This is a genomic window from Lentzea sp. NPDC037011, assembly GCF_055607425.1.
This window is the reverse complement of record NZ_JBVJRT010000006.1, coordinates 21,016-37,954: the sequence shown is the minus strand read 5'-3', so window position 1 is coordinate 37,954 and position 16,939 is coordinate 21,016. Positions and strand designations below refer to the sequence as shown.

Annotated in this window: 17 protein-coding genes; 10 read left to right on the top strand and 7 right to left on the bottom strand. The window is 71.8% G+C overall.

Translation table 11 applies throughout. The annotated features are described in order from the left end of the window. The first annotated feature begins 17 nt into the window (after nt 1-17). Genes ACZ7CH_RS19320 through ACZ7CH_RS19310 form a run of 3 tightly spaced genes read left to right on the top strand, consistent with a single transcriptional unit; the run spans nt 18 to nt 1,973 of the window. Entirely contained in the window at nt 18-308 is a 291-nt protein-coding gene (locus tag ACZ7CH_RS19320; RefSeq protein WP_470374467.1) for a hypothetical protein, read from the top strand. Then, nucleotides 305-1,150 carry an ATP-grasp domain-containing protein gene (locus ACZ7CH_RS19315; protein WP_470374466.1) on the top strand — a complete coding sequence of 282 codons (846 nt, stop codon included), beginning with the start codon at nt 305-307 and terminating at the stop codon, nt 1,148-1,150. Before ACZ7CH_RS19320 ends, ACZ7CH_RS19315 begins: the two co-directional genes overlap by 4 nt. Nucleotides 1,151-1,178: 28 nt before the next feature. Then, nucleotides 1,179-1,973 (top strand): alpha/beta fold hydrolase, encoded by a 795-nt coding sequence (locus tag ACZ7CH_RS19310; protein ID WP_360400243.1) that lies wholly within the window; start codon nt 1,179-1,181, stop codon nt 1,971-1,973. On the opposite strand, the gene ACZ7CH_RS19305 is transcribed toward ACZ7CH_RS19310, so the two are convergent. Next, the gene (locus ACZ7CH_RS19305) at nt 1,959-3,536 is read right to left on the bottom strand and encodes a solute symporter family protein (RefSeq protein WP_360400246.1); all 1,578 of its coding nucleotides are present in this window, start codon (nt 3,534-3,536) and stop codon (nt 1,959-1,961) included. The genes ACZ7CH_RS19310 and ACZ7CH_RS19305 overlap by 15 nt on opposite strands. Then, nucleotides 3,533-3,943, bottom strand: a complete 411-nt coding sequence (locus ACZ7CH_RS19300) for a DUF485 domain-containing protein (RefSeq protein WP_360400249.1) — start codon at nt 3,941-3,943, stop codon at nt 3,533-3,535. The genes ACZ7CH_RS19305 and ACZ7CH_RS19300 overlap by 4 nt, the downstream gene beginning before the upstream one ends. 332 nt (nt 3,944-4,275) lie before the next feature. On the opposite strand from ACZ7CH_RS19300, the gene ACZ7CH_RS19295 reads away from it, so the two are divergent. Genes ACZ7CH_RS19295 through ACZ7CH_RS19280 form a run of 4 tightly spaced genes read left to right on the top strand, consistent with a single transcriptional unit; the run spans nt 4,276 to nt 8,507 of the window. Further along, nucleotides 4,276-6,930, top strand: coding sequence for a nitrate- and nitrite sensing domain-containing protein (locus ACZ7CH_RS19295; protein ID WP_470374465.1), 2,655 nt, complete (start codon nt 4,276-4,278; stop codon nt 6,928-6,930). Next, nucleotides 6,927-7,346: a roadblock/LC7 domain-containing protein gene (locus ACZ7CH_RS19290; RefSeq protein ID WP_053738309.1), complete on the top strand. Its 420-nt coding sequence runs from the start codon at nt 6,927-6,929 to the stop codon at nt 7,344-7,346. The genes ACZ7CH_RS19295 and ACZ7CH_RS19290 overlap by 4 nt, the downstream gene beginning before the upstream one ends. A gap of 2 nt (nt 7,347-7,348) precedes the next feature. Further along, nucleotides 7,349-7,912 (top strand): DUF742 domain-containing protein, encoded by a 564-nt coding sequence (locus tag ACZ7CH_RS19285; RefSeq protein ID WP_470374464.1) that lies wholly within the window; start codon nt 7,349-7,351, stop codon nt 7,910-7,912. 58 nt (nt 7,913-7,970) lie between these two features. Further along, entirely contained in the window at nt 7,971-8,507 is a 537-nt protein-coding gene (locus ACZ7CH_RS19280; protein ID WP_360400258.1) for a GTP-binding protein, read from the top strand. Nucleotides 8,508-8,580: 73 nt separating this feature from the next. On the opposite strand, the gene ACZ7CH_RS19275 is transcribed toward ACZ7CH_RS19280, so the two are convergent. Beyond that, complete coding sequence (locus tag ACZ7CH_RS19275; RefSeq protein WP_470374463.1) at nt 8,581-9,573, bottom strand: hypothetical protein; 993 nt, start codon at nt 9,571-9,573, stop codon at nt 8,581-8,583. After that, nucleotides 9,566-11,578 carry a toll/interleukin-1 receptor domain-containing protein gene (locus tag ACZ7CH_RS19270; RefSeq protein ID WP_360400264.1) on the bottom strand — a complete coding sequence of 671 codons (2,013 nt, stop codon included), beginning with the start codon at nt 11,576-11,578 and terminating at the stop codon, nt 9,566-9,568. Before ACZ7CH_RS19270 ends, ACZ7CH_RS19275 begins: the two co-directional genes overlap by 8 nt. 111 nt (nt 11,579-11,689) lie before the next feature. Between ACZ7CH_RS19270 and ACZ7CH_RS19265 the strand changes: the two genes are divergently transcribed. The 3 genes from ACZ7CH_RS19265 (at nt 11,690) to ACZ7CH_RS19255 (ending at nt 14,282) form a co-directional block, all read left to right on the top strand. Beyond that, the gene (locus ACZ7CH_RS19265) at nt 11,690-12,631 is read left to right on the top strand and encodes an NPCBM/NEW2 domain-containing protein (RefSeq protein WP_360400267.1); all 942 of its coding nucleotides are present in this window, start codon (nt 11,690-11,692) and stop codon (nt 12,629-12,631) included. Between the two features lie 73 nt (nt 12,632-12,704). Beyond that, a complete protein-coding gene (locus ACZ7CH_RS19260; protein WP_360400270.1) occupies nt 12,705-13,169 on the top strand; it encodes a GbsR/MarR family transcriptional regulator in 465 nt (154 codons plus the stop codon). Between the two features lie 9 nt (nt 13,170-13,178). Next, nucleotides 13,179-14,282: an ankyrin repeat domain-containing protein gene (locus ACZ7CH_RS19255; protein WP_470371050.1), complete on the top strand. Its 1,104-nt coding sequence runs from the start codon at nt 13,179-13,181 to the stop codon at nt 14,280-14,282. Here the strand turns inward: ACZ7CH_RS19255 and ACZ7CH_RS19250 are convergent. The 3 genes from ACZ7CH_RS19250 to ACZ7CH_RS19240 are packed head-to-tail and all read right to left on the bottom strand — an operon-like array spanning nt 14,261 to nt 16,882. After that, nucleotides 14,261-15,178, bottom strand: a complete 918-nt coding sequence (locus tag ACZ7CH_RS19250; RefSeq protein ID WP_470374462.1) for a COX15/CtaA family protein — start codon at nt 15,176-15,178, stop codon at nt 14,261-14,263. The genes ACZ7CH_RS19255 and ACZ7CH_RS19250 overlap by 22 nt on opposite strands. 19 nt (nt 15,179-15,197) lie before the next feature. Then, on the bottom strand, nt 15,198-15,956 hold the full coding sequence (locus ACZ7CH_RS19245; RefSeq protein WP_470371051.1) for an ABC transporter permease: 759 nt from the start codon (nt 15,954-15,956) through the stop codon (nt 15,198-15,200). After that, nucleotides 15,953-16,882 (bottom strand): ABC transporter ATP-binding protein, encoded by a 930-nt coding sequence (locus ACZ7CH_RS19240; RefSeq protein WP_360400282.1) that lies wholly within the window; start codon nt 16,880-16,882, stop codon nt 15,953-15,955. The genes ACZ7CH_RS19245 and ACZ7CH_RS19240 overlap by 4 nt, the downstream gene beginning before the upstream one ends. Nucleotides 16,883-16,939: the final 57 nt, after the last annotated feature.

Sequence of the window (16,939 nt, the reverse complement as noted above, 5' to 3'; positions counted from 1 at the left end):
GTTTTAGAGTGTGGGACGTGTCTGATCAAACCGCGCAGAAGCGCATCGCCGAGTTCGTGAAGGCCCACGGCAAGCCGGACCAGGCCGTTCGCGCGGTCGTCGAGCCGATCGGCCGGGCCGGTGCCCGGATCGTGCTCGTCGGTGCGGACGGTGCCATGGGCGACGTGATGATCGAGGACGTGGAGTCCGCGACCGCCGCCGTCGAGGCCGCCCCCGGCGTCGAGCCGGCCGAGTGGGACCGCGAGACCACCGCCGCGACCAAGATCGGTGCCGAGCACCGCCGCAAGATGGCCAAGATGCAGTCGTGAGGGTCGTCCTGATCTCCTGCGCGGAGCTGCCCAAGGGCGACGGTGACGACGACGCGCTGTTCGACGCGCTGGCCCGCGACGGCGTGGACGTCACGTGGCAGGTGTGGGGCGGTCCGGTCGACGCCGACCTCGCGGTGCTGCGGGCGCCGTGGGACTACCCCGAGCGGTTCGACGAGTTCCTGGCGTGGTGCGACACGGTGCCGGTGCTCGCGAACCCGGCCGCGGTGGTCCGCTGGAACACCGACAAGTCCTACCTGGTCGAGCTGGCCGGCCGCGGGGTGCCGGTGGTGCCGACGTTCGTCGTGCGGCCCGATGAGACGCCCGAGTGGCCGTCCGGCGAGTTCGTGGTGAAGCCGGCGGTCGGCGCGGGCTCGCGCGGCGCGGGCCGGTTCACCGACCACGACCTGGCGCTGGCACACCTGCGCTCGCTGGGGAAGACGGCGCTCGTGCAGCCCTACCAGTCCAGTGTGGACGCCAACGGGGAGACGGCGCTGGTGTACTTCGCCGGCGAGTACTCGCACTCGTTCCACAAGGGACCGATGCTCGCCAGGGGCGGTGCCGGGTCCGACAACGGCCTGTACCTGGAGGAGAAGCTGGCGGGCGTCGAACCGTCGGCGGCGCAGCGCGCACTCGGTGACGCGGTGCTGGACGCGACCGCGGACCTGCTCGCGGTGCCGCGCGAGGAGCTGCTGTACGCCCGCGTCGACGTCGTCGAGGACGCGGACGGGGCACCGCTGCTGCTGGAGCTGGAGCTGACCGAGCCGACGCTCGGGTTCCGGTACACCGGTGAGGAGGCGGCTGCCCGGATGAGCGCGGCGATCAGGGCGGCGGCCACCCGGTAGTCGTTCCACACCACCTCGGGGGGATTCGGTGAAGGCGGACGTCAACGGCATCACGATCGGCTACGACGACGAGGGCGTGAGCGACCACGTGCTCGTCCTGGTGCACGGCCACCCGTTCGACCGCACGATGTGGCGCCCGCAGGTCGAGCACTTCGGCCGGCGGGGCTGGCGGGTGGTCGCGGCCGACCTGCGCGGCTACGGCGAGACGACCGTCGTGCCCGGTGTCACGCCGCTGTCGGCGTTCGCCCAGGACGTCGCGGGCCTGCTCGACCACCTCGGCGTCGACCGGTTCGTGCTCGGCGGCCTGTCCATGGGCGGCCAGGTCGTCCTGGAGTGCCAGCGGCTGTTCGGCGAGCGCATCCGCGGTCTCGTGCTCGCGGACACCTTCGCCCAGGCGGAGACGCCGGAGGGCAAGGTCCACCGCAACGCCATGGCCGACCGGCTGCTGCGCGAGGGCATGTCCGGCTACGCCGGCGAGGTGCTCACGAAGATGGTGGCGCCGCACAACGCCGAGGCGCTGCCCGAGGTCGCGGCCCACGTCAGCCGGATGATGCACGACGCGCCGCCGGAGGGTGCCGCGGCGGCGTTGCGCGGCAGGGCCGAACGCCCCGACTACACCGACCTGCTGGGCACGATCGAGGTGCCGACCCTGGTGGTGGTCGGCAGCGACGACGAGTACACGCCGGTGCGCGACGCGGAGTACATGCACGAACGCGTCCCCGGCTCGACCCTCGTCGTCGTGCACGGGGCCGCGCACATGCCCAACCTCGAACGCCCCGAGGTCTTCAACGAGGCGCTCGGCTCCCTGCTAGCGGAGGTCTGACCCGATCCCGGTCAGCCCGCGGACCTCCATCTCCGCCTGCTTCTCCCGGTCGGCCGGCTCGCCGCCGAACACCGTGCCCAGGTACCCGGCCAGGAACGACAGCGGGATCGACACGATGCCGGGGTTGCTGAGCGGGAAGAAGGCGAAGTCGACGTCGGGGAACACCGACGACGGCGAACCGGAGATGGCGGGGGAGAACACGATGAGCAGCACGCACGACGTGAGGCCGCCGTACATGCTCCACAGCGTGCCGCGGGTGTTGAACCGCTTCCAGAACATGGAGTAGAGCAGCGTCGGCAGGTTCGCCGAGGCCGCCAGCGCGAACGCGAGCGCGACCAGGAAGGCGACGTTCTGGCCGTTCGCCGCGATGCCACCGGCGATCGCGAGCACGCCGACGCCGACCGCGGTGTAGCGGGCGACCCTGACCTCGTCGCGCGGGTCGGCCTCACCGCGCTTGATCACGTTGGCGTACACGTCGTGCGCGAAGGAGGCCGACGCGGTCAGCGTCAGACCGGCGACCACCGCGAGGATCGTCGCGAACGCCACCGCGCACACGACGCCGAGCAGCACCGCCCCGCCGATCTGGAACGCCAGCAGCGGGGCCGCCGAGTTCTCGCCGCCGGGAGCGCTGGTGATCTTGTCCGAGCCCACCAGCGCCATCGCGCCGAAGCCGATGACCAGGGTGCACGAGTAGAAGATCGCCATCATCCACGTCGCCCACACGACCGAACGACGCGCCTCGCGCGCGTTGGGCACCGTGTAGAAGCGCATCAGCACGTGGGGGAGTGCCGCCGTGCCGAGCACGAGGGCCAGCGCCAGCGACAGGAAGTCGATCTTGGACAGGTCGGTGGCGCCGTACTTCACGCCCGGCGACAGCACGGCCTCACCGCGCGGCGACCGCTGGGTGGCGCGGTCGAGCATCGAGGACAGGTCGAAGCCGAACTTGCCGATCAGGAAGATGGTCAGCAGCGACACGGTCAGCAGGAGCAGGACGGCCTTGATGATCTGCACCCACGTGGTGCCCTTCATGCCGCCGACCAGCACGTACAGCACCATGACGATGCCCACGACGGCGATGATGACGGCCTGGCCGACCTTGCTGTGCACGTCGAGCAGCAGCGCCATGAGACCGCCGGCGCCCGCCATCTGGGCGATCATGTAGAAGATCGAGATGACCAGCGTCGAGTTGGCGGCCGCGGCGCGCACCGGGCGCTGGCGCATCCGGAACGCCATGACGTCGCCCATGGTGTAGCGGCCGGTGTTGCGCAGGCGCTCGGCGATCAGCATCAGGCCGATCAGCCAGGCGACGACCCACCCGATCGAGTACAGGAACCCGTCGTAGCCGTTGACGGCGATGGCACCGGAGATGCCCAGGAACGACGCGGCGGACAGGAAGTCACCCGACAGTGCGATGCCGTTCTGCGTCCCGGTGAAGCTGCTGCCCGCGGCGTAGTAGTCCGACGCGCTCACGTTCCTGGTCGACGCCCGGTAGACGACGTAGAGCGTGAGCAGGACGAAGATGCCGAAGACGGACAGGTTGATCGCGGTGTTCGCCCCGGTCACGCGAGCTCCTCATCAGCGCCGGCGAGCGCACGGACCCGGTCGACCTGGGGGTCGAGCCGCTTCTTGGAGTAGCGCGCGTACGCCATTGTGATGACGACGGTCGTGACGATCTGGAGGAATCCGAGCGTCAGGCCGACGTTCACCGTTCCGAACAGCGGAGTGCGCATGAAATCGGCGGCGTAAGCCGAAAGCAACACGAACGTGACGTACCACGTGAGGAACAAACCGGTTGCGGGAAGAATGAAACGTGTCACCCGGCGCTTCAGGACGAGGAAATCCTCACTCGTTTGGATGGCACTGAAATCCGGCTCACCGTCACCGTCTATGAGCAATGAGTGACGGGAGTCGTCAAAGGTCGCGAAACCGGGCGTCGCCGGGCGTGACACGGAGGGCAGCGCCTTCGTCATCAACCGCTCGTTTCGTTACGGGGAGTACCCGGCGGGCGCGTGCGCGGACGCCGCTGCCGTGCCGGAGGTGGAGGGCGCCAGCGTAACCACGCGTGGCGGCGAGTCAATCCCTTGCGCGTGCAACACCACCCCAAGAGGTTGCTCGTGACAGCCGGTGATCAATCGTGCACGCCTGAGGTCGTTGTAGCCGCACGCTCTCTGGCCTACTATCCGCACACACCCGATGCGGCGGATCTCGATATCGAACCCCCGGGTGACTCAACTCGTGGGGATTCACCGGCCAGGAGGTAGCCGATAGTGGGGCACTTCGAGCGCGCCGTGGGGATCATTTCGTGAATGTCGAGTGGAGAAAGATCAGCGACTGGCGCAACTGGAGGCTGCCGGTCAAGCTCGGCGTCGTGCTGCTGGTCCCCGTGGCCGTGGCCGTCGGTGCGGGCGCACTGCAGATCAACGGGTACGTCGACCGGTCGAACTCGTACGTGCGGATGCAGGGCCTGGTCAAGCTGAGGGCCGACCTCGCGCCGCTGATCTCCAGCGTCCAGCAGGAACGCACGCTCGCCGCGCAGAGCGCCACGAGCGGCTCCGGCGTGGGCGCCTACCAGAACCAGATCAGCGCCACGGACAACGCCGCCGCGACCGTGCGCCGCCGCGTCGAGCGCACCGCCGGCCTGAGCGACGTCGCCCGCAGCCGCTTCACGGAGATGGGCGACCAGATCGGTCAGCTCAAGACCTTCCGCGAGAAGGTGACCACCGGCAACGGCGACTCGGCGGAGGCCACCGCCGGCTACACCGGTGTCGTGAAGTCGCTGCTGGACTTCGAGCAGGCGCTGATCAGCCAGTTCGGCGACCAGGCCATCTCCGGCACCGCCATCGGCCTGCACAACATGGTCATCGCGCAGGAACAGGTCTCGCAGCAGCACGCGATCGTGCTCGCGGGCATCGGCCGCGGCAAGCTGCTCGGCACCGAGGTCCGCTCGCTGGAGCAGTCCGACATCCGCCTGCAGGACCGCCTCGGCGACTTCCAGGCCGTCGCCACCGGCGGCCAGCGCCGCGACTACGACCAGACCGTCACCGGCGCCGAGGTCGCCGCCCGCGGCAAGCTCGTCGAGCGCGCGCTCACCCAGCCCGACGGCACCCCGATCCCGGTCAGGCCCGGTCAGCCCCGGCCCGACCCCGCCTCGACGCTCGGCATCGCCGTCGACGAGTGGAACAAGGCCTCCGGCACCACCGCGCGGCTCATGGAGCAGGTCACCCGCGGCCTGCAGGACGAGCTCGCGAGCTCGTCGGCCGCGCTGCAGGACGACACGTCCGACAAGGCCGGTGCCGCCGCGGTGGTCCTGCTGGCGATGCTGCTCGTCGCCGTGACGCTCGGCTTCGTCATCGGCCGCTACCTGCTGCGCTCGCTGTCGGAGCTGCGGCACTCCGCGCTCGACGTGGCGCACCACCACCTGCCCCAGGTCGTCGCCGCGATCCGCGCCGACCGCCAGCCGGACACCACGATCGAACCGGTGCCCGTGCACACCAGCGAGGAGTTCGGCCAGCTCGCCCGCGCGTTCGACGCGGTGCACGAGCAGGCCATCCGCTCCGCCGTCGAGCAGTCGTCGATGCGGTCGGGCATGAAGAACATCTTCGTCAACCTGTCGCGCCGCTCGCAGGGCCTCGTCGAACGCCAGCTCAAGCTCATGGAGGAGCTGGAGCGCCACGAGGAGAACCCCGAGCAGCTCGCGAACCTGTTCAAGCTCGACCACCTCGCGACGCGCATGCGCCGCAACAACGAGAACCTGATGGTCCTCTCCGGCACCGACGTCGCACGCCGCTTCCACCAGCCCGTCGCGCTGGCCGACGTGCTGCGCGCCGCCGCGTCGGAGATCGAGCACTACCAGCGCGTCGTCGTGAAGTCGACGCCGTCGGTCGAGATCGTCGGCTACGCGGCGAGCGACCTCGTCCGGCTCGTGGCCGAGCTGCTGGACAACGCCACCGCGTTCTCCGCGCCCAGCACCCAGGTCGTCATCGGCTCCCGGCTCGACCAGCAGGGAGCGGTCCTCGTCGAGGTCGCCGACCAGGGCATCGGCATGGGCCCCGCCGAGCTGGCCGAGGCCAACGACCGGTTGTCCTCCGGCACCGAGGAGGACGTGCCGGTCTCCCGCCAGATGGGTCTCTTCGTCGTCGGCCGCCTCGCCGGACGGCACGGCATCACCGTGCGCCTGCGTTCGGCGGGAGAGGGCGGGGAGGGGCTGCGGGCGTTCGTGCTCGTGCCCGCCGAGCTCGTGCGCTCCCACCAGGAGGCCGAGGTCCCCGCCGCACCGCGCCACGCCGCGCTGCCCCAGCCCAAGCAGGTCCCCAAGCAGGCCCAGAAGCCACCGCACGTGGTCGTGAAGACGCCGAACCTGGCCCCGGCCCCGGTCGCCCCCGCGATCGAGGAGCAGCGCCAGTCACCGGAGTGGACCTCGTTCCGCGGCGCGGCGATCGACGAGACGCCGCTGCCGAGCCGGCCGACCGCCAACGGCACCGCCCACGGCGCCCGCAACGGCAACGGCGGCTCGAACGGGCACGGCACCGGCGCCCGCCCGGCGGTGCCGCCGGCCGCACCGGCCGAGACGACGTCCTCGTGGTTCGCCGGGGGCAGCTCGGGCGGCCCGGCCGGCGACGACAGCTCCCCGCAGGTGCCCGGCCCGGCTTCGTCACCGTCCGTGACGGGTTCGTGGTTCGGCAAGAAGGCCCCCGGCACGGTGTGGGAGCAGCCGGGCGACCCCGCGGCCGACGCGGGGGAGACGAATGCCGGGTTGCCGAAACGCGCGCCGCGTAAGAACCTGCTCCCCGACCTCGTGGAACGTCCCGAGAACGGGGTGCGGCCGGCCGGTGGGCCCAAGCGCGATCCGGAACGCGCGCGGGGCTTCCTGGCCAGCTACCAGACAGGCCTTCGCCAGGCCCCGCTGGGGGACAAGGGCAACGGGAACGGCCAGTGGAACGGGCAGGAGAAGGCATGAGCACGCCTCAGTCGCGGCAGGTGGACCAGTTCGGTTGGCTGATCACGAACTTCACCGACCGCGTGCCCGGTGTCGCGCACGCGATCGTCATCTCGGTGGACGGGCTGCTCCTGACGAAGTCGTCAGGTCTGCCGCCGGACCGAGGGGAGCAGCTGGCCGCGATCGCGTCGGGCGTGACGGCGCTGACGATGAGCGCCTCCCGCTGTTTCGAGGGCGGCGGAGTGTTGCGCACCGTGATCGAGATGGACTACGGGATCATGCTCCTCATGTCCATTCGAGACGGGTCCTGTCTGGCGGTGCTCGCCGCGCCCGACAGCGACGTCGGCCAGGTCGCCTACGAGATGACCGTGGTCGTCGACCAGGTGGGCCAGATCCTCACCCCCGAACTGCGAGCTCAGCTGCACAGCGTGAGGTGATCATGAGTTCGGCCGCTGACGCGCCCCGGCGGCGCAGGCGGGCGGAGACGCCCGCGGAGCAGACCTTCGCCGACCTGATGAACGGGTTCACGCTGAACTCGTCGCGGCGGCGGTCGCGCTCGGCCTCCGACGGGCCCGAGCGGGACGCCCCCGCGTCCGGCGCCGCTGTTCCCCTTGCGCCACAGGAGGAACAGCCCGCCTTCGAGGTGCCCGCGGTGGAGCCGCAGGACGCCTTGATCGTGCGCGCGTACGCCTGGACGGGCGGGCGCACCCGGTCCGCCGTGCACCTCGAGATCGAGACACTCGTCTCCGCGAATGATCAGAGCCGGCAGTCTGCGGGTATCTTGCAGGCTGAGCACCAACACGTCGTCGAGCTGTGCCGCTCACCGCGATCCGTCGCGGAGGTGGCCGCACTGATGCGGCTCCCGCTGGGAGTCGCGAAGGTGTTGCTCGGCGACCTGGCGGAACGAGGTCTGGTGGACGTGCACCAGACTGTTTCCGCGGGCGGTGACACGCCGGACCTCGGGTTGATGGAGAGAGTGCTGAGTGGACTACGTCGGCTCTAGATTTCCCGACCTCGGGCCCCCTGGGCCTCCCGGTCGGGAGCTGACTTCGGCCAAGGTTGTGGTCGCCGGTGGCTTCGGCGTCGGCAAGAGCACCTTCATCCGGTCGATCCTCGAACACGACCTGCTGACGATGACCGCGCTGCCGCCGGAGCGGGGCCTGGTCACGGAGCTGGTGCGCATCCAGTTCGGCAAGGTGTGGCTCGACCCCGGGCTGGCGCTGCACCTGTTCGTGGCCCCGCAGTGGCAGAACCCGCGCGCGGGCTGGTCCGACGTGGTGCGCGGTGCCGTCGGCGCGGTCGTGCTCTTCGACGTGATGCGCCCGGCCGACTCGGTCGACGCCATGCGCTACTTCGAGGACCACAAGATCCCGTACGTGATCGCGTTGAACAACGTGCACGTGTCCGTCCGCTCGGACGTGCAGGCCGTCATCCGCGGCATGGGCATCGCGCCCCAGGTGCCGGTGGTGGACTGCGACCCGCGCCTGCGCGTCTCGGTGCGGGAGACGCTGATCTCGCTGGCCGAGCACGCGAAGCTGGACCGGTGGCGCCGCCGTCCCGGCCCGGACGAGACGACGCCGCTCGCGCCCGTCTGCTGACGAACCACGCGGGGGCCTTCGCACGACACGTGCGAAGGCCCCCGCGTGGCGTTTCACCGGCCGGAAGGCGTGCTCAGGCGGCGCCGGCGGCCACCACGTACGGCGAGCCCCACACGGCCTTGCCGGAGCGGCACTGCGCCTTGTCGACCGTGGCGACGGACGACCTCAGGGTCAGCGCGAACACGTTCGGCGGCAGGTCGGCCTTGAGCGGCTTCGCCTCACCGGGGTTGACCACGACCTCGGCGACCGGCTTGACCAGGTCGCTGTTGACGAACACCTGGAACTTCACCACCAGCTGCGGGTCGGACGTCGCGTCGGTGCCGACCGCCGCGACCTCCAGCCGCGTGAAGTTCTTCAGCCTGACCTGCTGGTCGCTGCTGGTCGTGTAGCACGAGTCGAGGCTCGTGAACGCGGAGTTCTGGTGCTGCGTCAGCTGCACGTCGTGGTCGCCGCGGGTGAAGGACCAGCTGTTGCCCGGCACCGGCAGCTCGACGAGCCACACCGGCGCGTCCGCGGACAGCGAGCTGCCGTCACCGGGCACCGCCGAGGCCGGCAGCGACCCGGTCGGCAGCGCGTTCGACGAGGACGGCCTGGCCGTGGTGGTGCTCGTCGTCGCGGTCGTGGTGGTCACCGCCGCGGTCGTCGTGGCCGGCAGTGCCGTCGGCGGGGCGGGCTGACCGGACGAGAACGCCTTCGCGGCGATGAACCCGAGCAGCAGCAGCACGACCGCCGCCGCCGCACCCGCCGCGATCTTCCACCGCCCGCGCTTCGGTGCCGTCACGACCCTGCCTCCCAGGTCTGCGTAGAGCCGGCGGCCGAAGCCGGGGTCCTGGCGCAGCTCGCGCGCCAGGTGCAGGCGCAGCGTCTCCACCTCGACCGGGTCGGCCGGGTTCGCGAGGAAGCGCGCCAGGATCTCCTGCGGATACGGGCCGGACAGCTTCGCCTCCAGGTGCCCGAGCAGGCCTTCCAGTCGCGCGTCGTACGCGGCCGGGCCCACCTCGTTCTTGCGGATGACGTACTGCGACAAGGCGTGTACGGCGGAGCTGGCGAGAACGTCGTCATCCATCCTGCTGGTCCCCCTTCTCCCGCTGCTGTGCTGTGTAGAGGTCGCGCAGCACCCCCATCACCTGCGGCGGCAGGAGCGGTTTGCCGTCCGGACCCCGCGGGGCGCGGCCGGACCCCGGGTCGACGAACGACACCGCGAAGTCCTCCGCGAGCTTCGTGAGGCCGGTGAGGATGCGGCCGAGCGGTTCCGGCGGTGGCGCGACGGGCGTTCCGCTGTGCGACCGAATCTGGTCGGTGAACCCGTTCCACGCCTTGAGCAGCGCCTCCATCGCGGCGCCGCGCAACGGGTCGTGCGCGGTGCCGCCGGTGGACACGTTCTGCAGCAACGACATGACGTCCTGCATCGACCAGTCGAGCTTGCCCATCTCGTTCGCGATGGCGCGGGCGAACGGCTCCGGTTCGTCGAGCCGGGTGAGCGCGACGCTCACCAGCGGTTCGAGCCGGCGCGGTGCGGCGTGGAACAGCGCCGTGACCGCGTCCAGCAGCCCGGGGTGCCGCGGCAGCGCCCGGCCGAGGACGGTGAGCGCCGTGGTCAGCCACTCGTCCGGGAACGCCACGGCCACGGTCGTGACCAGTGCCGGGTGCTCGGCCAGGGTCGCGGCGACGAGGTGCTCGCCGAGCGCGTCCGGGCGCAGCGCGGTGAGCGGGTAGGGGCCGGGGTGCAGGCGCGACCACGCCGCCACCTGCGTGCGCACGGCGTCCGGGTCCTGGCCGAGGAAGTCGGGCAGGCGGACGACCAGCGCCTCGGCCTCCTCCGCCGACGCCGGGGCGCACAGCGTCGCCAGGGTCCCGATGATCGCGAGCGAGGGGGAACCGGCACGCAGCGCGGCGTCGTGGCGATGCAGCGCCGCGAGGGGGTCGGGGCCGGTCTCGCCGAGCACGGCGGTGAGCGCGCGTGCCTGGAGGTCCAGGACCGTTCCCGGCGGGGCGGCGACGGCGACCGGCTCCACGCCGAGGGCACCGGCGAACGCGGTCACGGCGGTGGTGATCGACAGACCGGGCGGGCAGGGCTGCAACGTCACCGTGCCGGACCGGCCCGCGGTGCGGAACAACGCGGCCACCCGGTCGTCGCGGTGCTCCCGCAGCGCGGTCAGCCAGCTGCCGTCGGACCGGCCGAGCAGCAGCAGGCGGGTCGGGGCGTCGTGCACCGCCGACCGCGCCGCGACCGCCTCCGCCAGCGCCACCAGCTGCTCGGAGCGCTGCTCGGCGTCGTCCACGACGGCGAGCAGCGGCCGGTCGACCGCGCTGGTGCGCCGGATCTGGGCGGCGGGCGCCTGCCCGGCGAGCAGACCGGCGAGCCACCCGTCGGCCGTCATCCGCCGGCACAGCTCGACCGCGAGCCGGGTCCGGCCGCAGCCGGCCGGGCCGACGACCAGCCTGGCCGCGTTGGGAGCGGAGGCGTGCGCCCATGCGACCAGGTCGGCCAGCTCGCGGTCCCGGCCGTGGAACGGCACCACGGCGCGCTCGGGCAGCAACAGGGTGCTGGGAGCGGCACCGGGCTCGAACGGCTGCGGCGGCTGGGCGAACAGGCTCGGCACCACGAGCGACGGGACCAGGCCGACCAGCCTCGCCACGAGCTCGGCCATGTCCTGGTGGAACCGTCGGTGGCTGAGCGCCTGCGCCTGGATGCTCGCGAACCCGCGGATGCCCGCCGGGAGGTCCCCGTGCTTCGGTCGCGGCGCGTCCTCCAGCAGGACGGGCACGATCGGGATGCCGTTCGCCAGCGCGTGGGCGATCTCGTCGTGCACCCAGTCGCCCGGTGACTCGAGGCGCGGGCGACCGGTGCCGGGGTCGGGCACGAGCCAGTGCGGCCCGACGACGGCGACCAGGACGTCGGCCTCGTGCAACGCCCTGCGGATCTCGCTGGGGTAGTGGGTGCCCGGCTCCATCGACACGGCGTCGCGGAAGACCAGGTCGGCGCCGAAGTGGTCGCGCAGCACCTGCGTGATCGACGCCGCGCCGTAGGGGTTGTCCTTCACGCGGTAGTTGACGAACACACCGGCCATGCGACGAGAAAAGCACGCGGCACCGCCGAACGGAGCACCCCGCCGCGCATTGACCTTGAAGTGTCCAGCGGATGTCCAGTTCGCGGGGCCCACCTGTGTCCACAATGGTCCATGGGTGTCGTCTTCATCAACTTCCGCGGTGGTGACGGCCAGGACAGCGCCGTCCTGATCGACCAGAAGCTCAGCCGGGTGCTCGGCCGCGACCGGGTGTTCCGCTCCAGCGCGAGCATCGAGCCGGGTGTCCCGTTCGACCCGGAGCTCGTCCGCGCGGCCTCCTCGTGCGCGGTGCTGCTGGCGGTGATCGGCCCGCGCTGGCTCACCGTCGCCGACGGGGGCGTGCCGCGGATCGCCGCGCCGGGCGACTGGGTGCGCTTCGAGATCGAGCTGGCGCTGCGGGCGGGCGCGCGGGTCGTACCGGTCCTGGTGGGGGACACGGCGATGCCGTCGGCCGCGGACCTGCCGCCGACGATCGCGGCGATCGCAGGGCACCAGTACCTGCGCCTGCACCACCGGTCCGCCGACTACGACCTGATGCAGATCCTCGACGCCGTGCGGCCGTTCGCGGGCTCCGACGGCAGCGTTCCGCCCCCTCCGCCGGCCGACACCACCCGCCTCACGTCGTTGCCGGTGGCCGCCCGTTCGCCGGACGTGGTGCTGGGCGGCGCGAACCTCAACGGCCGACACTACGGCGAGAGCGTCGTCTACCGCTGCTCGGGCTTCTGCCACGAGCCGAAGGGGCAGGTCGAGTTCAACCTGGGCCGCCGGTTCCGCCGCTTCGAGGCCACGGTCGGCGTCCTCGACGACGCCGTGGACGCGGGCCAGACCGGTGTGTTCGAGGTGGTCGTCGACGGGGTGCCGCGCGAGCAGCGCTCGGCGGGCCAGGGCGGGCCGCGCCTGCTGAGCCTCGACGTCACCGACGCGCTGCGGCTGCGGCTGGTCGCCTACCGGCCGGGCACGACGGTGCACCCGCTGCTGGCCGGCGCGAACATCGCCGGCGGGCGGTCGAACCACCTGCCCGAGCTCGCCTGGGGCAACCCCACCCTGTACGCCTGAACCACACCGCCACCCCCTGGGTCGTTGACAAGATCGCTACGATGATTTCAGTGTCGACCGAAGGGGAACATCGATGAGCGTCGGCAGGGAAACCCGCCTGTCCGCCTGGATCGAGCGGTTCGCGGCCCACTTCGCCGAGGAGGGCATCCCGCTGATCGGCGGGCGCATCCTCGGCTACCTGCTGGTCTGCCAGCCCGTGGAGCGCACCGCCGCCGAGCTGTCGCAGGAGCTGGAGGCGAGCAGCGGCTCGATCAGCACGAACCTCAAGTTCCTGGTCAACTCGGGGCTCGTGACCAAGCGGACCCGGCGGGGTCGGCAGGCCGCGGAGTACCGGATCAACGAGAAGGCCTGGTCGGACTTCGTGCAGCGCAAGCTCCACGCCATCGCGAGCGTGCAGACGCTGACCGACGACGGCATGCGGCTGCTCAGCGGCGATCCGGAGCGGGCGATGCGGCTGAAGACCGTCGACCACCTCTACGGTTGGCTCTCAGCGGAAATCCCGGCCCTGTGGGAGCGCAGGCCCGCGTCGCCCAAGTAGCTTGGGTGCATGTGGCACCCGTTCCGCGACGACATCGAGTACTACGAGGAACGGGCGCGCGGACTGCTCGCCTCCGCGTGGGACGGCGTGCCGGGTGCGCTGGAGGTCTTCGACGGTGTGCCGCTGACGGACGAGGGCGCGCACATCGTGCTCGCGCAGGCACACGGGTGCGAGGACTGGAAGACGCTCAAGGCGCACATCCGCAACCCGCGCCCGTTCGCCCGCGCCTACCAGGCGGTCGAGCTGCAGCACCCGGCCGAGCTGGCGGCGCTGCTCGCGCGTGACCCGTGGCTGGTGAAGGCCAGCGGCACCAACGGGAACGACCTGCTCGGCATGGCCACCGCCAAACACGACGAACGCCTCGTGCGGGTGCTGCTCGACGACGGCGCCGACGTGAACCACCGCAACGTCCACGGCTGGACCGCGTTGCACCAGGCGGCGTACGCCAACCAGCCGCACCTGGCCGAGGTGCTGCTCGCCGCGGGCGCCCGCACCGACCTCGAAGCGCGCGGGGCGGGCGGCACCCCGTTGACGGTCGCGTTGTTCTGGGGCCACCGGGAGACCGCGGAACTGCTGGCACGGCACGGGATCCACCCACCGAACCTGCGCACCGCCGCCGGACTGGGCGACCTGGACCTGGCGGTGGAACCCGAGGCGGGCCGCGGCTACTACCGGCCGCACAGCGGTTTCCCGCGCTGGTGGCCGACGGCCGACCCGCAGGAGGTGCTGGACGAAGCGCTCGCGTGGGCGGCGCGCAACGACCGCACCGAGGTGTTCGGCGAGCTGCTCCAGCGCGGTGCCCGCGTCGACGCGGACGTCTACCGCGGCACGGCGCTGGCGTGGGCGGCGTGGTGCGGTCTGGAGAACGCCACCCGCACGTTGCTCGACCTGGGCGCGAACCCGGACCAGCGCACCGGTTTCGGCGGTCCGATGCACGGCGAGGGCGTCACCGCGCTGCACCTGGCGGCCGAACGCGGGCACCTCGGCGTCATCCGGGTCCTGCTCGGCGCGGGCGCCGACCGGACCGCCACCGACGCGAACTTCGAGGCGACCCCCGCCCACTGGGCGAGGCACAACGGGCAGACCGAGGCTCAGGCCTTGCTGAGCGCCTGATCGGTGGCCGCGGGCACCTCGACCTCGACGGTGCGTTCACGTGAGGACGTCCACAGCATCGCCGTGGCGACGACGACGGCACCGGCGCCCAGGACGTGGATCGACACGAGCACCTCGGGCACCCCGGTCCAGTACTGGACCATGCCCAGCGCGCCCTGGGCGAGCACGACGCCCACCAGGACCCAGTAGGAGCGGTTGCGGACGAAGAAGCCCATCGCGATCAGCATGCCCAGGAACAGGAACAGCAGGTCGGCGTGGATCTGCGCGAGCGTCGGCACCGGCACGTCCAGGCGCGGCGTCTTCGAGTCGCCCGCGTGCGGGCCGGCGGCGGTGACGAAGGTGCCCGCGATCAGCAGCAGGTACATCACGACGGCCATCACGACCTGCAGCCCCCGCGCGCCGGCGGGGACCAGCCAGCGGGCGGGTCCGTCGCCCTCGCTCAGCGACCGCAGGAGCAGCACGGCGAACCACACCAGCACCATCGAGACCATGAAGTGGACGGAGACGCTCCACCACACCAGTCCGAGCCGGACGGTCAGGCCGCCGATCACGGCCTGGGCGAGCACGCCACCGACCTGGACCGCGGCGAGCACGATCACGCGGCGGCGGCGCGGCTTGTTCAGCACCGCGGCGACCAGGCACAGGCCCGTGATGATGCCGATGACGCCGAACAGGGTGCGGTTGCCGAACTCGACCCACTGGTGCAGGGCGGCGACGTCGGGGTGCTCGACCGGGACGATGCTGCCGGGCACGCACTCCGGCCACGTCGGGCAGCCGAGCCCGGAGCCGGTGACGCGCACGATCGACCCGGTGACCGCGATGCCGCCCTGCGCGATGATGGCGGCGATCGCGAGGGCGCGTTGCAACGGAACGATGAAAGCGGTCAATCGAGACACGGACCGATGGTATGCCGGGTCAGGTGAGCCGCGTCGTCCGGGTCGCCAGTGCCCCGGCGGCAACGCCCCAGGCCACGAGCACCGCGACGGGGCCCGCACCCGGTGCCGTGCCGTGCACCACAGCGGCTTCGAGCGCCTCGGCGAGCGCGGCGGACGGCAGCAGGTGCACGAACCCGACCGGCACCGACAGCGCGACGCCGCCGGCCATCAGCAGCACGAACCAGATGATGTTCGCGAGCGCCAGCACGACCTCCGCGCGCAGCGACCCGCCGAGCAGGACGCCCAGCGCGCCGAACGTCAGCGTGCCCAGGACGACCATCAGCACCAGCCACGGCAGCCCGGCGGGCTGCACGTCCCAGCCGAGGAACAGCGCCGTCACGGCGAGCAGCGCGATCTGCAGCGCCACCACGACGAGCGCGCCGCAGACCCGTCCGGCGACGAGCAGCCAGCGGGGCAGTGCGGAGGCCGACAGCCGCTTCAGCACGCCGTAGCGGCGGTCGAACCCGAGTGCGATGGCCTGGCCGGTGAACGCCGACGAGATGATCGCCAGCGCGAAGATCCGGGCGGTGGCCGACCCGACGCGCGGCTCGGGCATCGGGATGACCGACATGAGGCTGAGGGCGACGAGCAGCGCCAGCGGGATGAGCACCGTGAGCAGGATCTGCTCGCCGTTGCGCAACGTCAGCATCGCCTCGGTGCGGGCGTGCGTGAACAGCATGCGGCCGAGCGAGCCGCGGCCGGGCTTGGGCGTGAAGGTGCCGGGAGCGAAGGTGGTCATGAGCGCAGCTCCCTGCCGGTCAGCTCCAGGAACACGTCTTCGAGGCTGCGCCTGGCCACGGTCAGCTCCTCGGCCAGCACGCCCTGCTGGGCGCACCACGACGTGACCGTGGACACGACCTGCGGGTCGATCAGGCCTTCGACGACGTAGCCGCCGCGGGTGGCCTCGCGCACCTTCAGGCCCTCGGGCAGCGCGGCCGACAGCAGCGACGTGTCGAGGCCGGGCCGTGCGCGGAACCGCAGCCGCTGGTCGTCGGCCCGGTTCGCGGTCAGCTCGGCGGGCGTGCCCTGCGCGACGACACGGCCCTGGTCGATGATGACGACCTGGTCGGCCAACGCCTCGGCCTCGTCCATGAGGTGCGTCGTCAGCAGCACGGACACGCCGTCGTCGCGGAGGGCGCCCACGAGGTCCCACACCAGACGGCGGGCCTGCGGGTCCATGCCCGCGGTCGGTTCGTCGAGGAACACCAGCTCGGGGCGCCCGATCAACGCGCACGCGAGCGACAGCCGTTGCTGCTGGCCGCCCGACAGCCTCTTGTAGGGGGTCTTCACCGCGCCGGACAGCCCGAGCACCTCGATCAGCCACCGGGGGTCGAGCGGGTGCGCCGCGCAGGCCGCCACGAGGTTCAGCATCTCCTCGGCGCGGATGCCGGGGTAACCGCCGCCGCCCTGCGGCATCACGCCGATGCGCGGGCGCAGCGCCTCACTGCCGGGCTCCAGCCCGAGAACGCGCACGGACCCGCCGTCCGCGGAACGGAAGCCCTCGCAGACCTCGACGGTCGTCGTCTTGCCGGCGCCGTTGGGCCCGAGCAGGGCGAGAACGGTGCCGGTCGGCTGCACGAGGTCCAGGCCGTCGACGGCGGTCTTCGAGCCGTACCTCTTGACCAGCCCCGACACTTCCACCGCAGGCTGGGGATTCGGGCTCACGAGCGCTCACCCTATTCGGTCGCCCCCGCTCCTGGTGCACGCGGGGCGCCCGCGTGC